1 protein-coding gene is annotated in these 249 nt (G+C 66.3%); it reads left to right on the top strand.

What is annotated here, in order from left to right:
- Positions 1 to 249, top strand: a 249-nt coding sequence (locus ACNAW0_RS30930) for a zinc ribbon domain-containing protein (RefSeq protein ID WP_416291569.1), incomplete at both ends; no start/stop codon positions are given.

The raw sequence follows: 249 nt of genomic DNA, 5'->3' as shown, positions 1-249 counted from the left end.
ATGGGCCGTAGCCTGAACACGCGCCTGTCCCAGCAGGTACGCGGAAAAATCGTCGACCGAATGCGGCACTGCGCCGCCGAGCACGGTGTCGCCGTGGTCACCGTCCCCGCCCGCAACACGTCAAAACACTGCCCGCAATGCCTGACGCCGCTACGACATTGCAAAGCGCCCGACAAGCCGACCGTGGCGGGATGGAAGTGGGCCATCTGCCCCAACCAGTCCTGCCGTTGGCAGGGCGACCGCGACCAA

The sequence above is a fragment of the Micromonospora sp. SL1-18 genome (assembly GCF_047921505.1).
Taxonomy (GTDB): Bacteria; Actinomycetota; Actinomycetes; order Mycobacteriales; family Micromonosporaceae; genus Micromonospora.
This window is presented reverse-complemented; position numbering and strand designations above follow the sequence as displayed.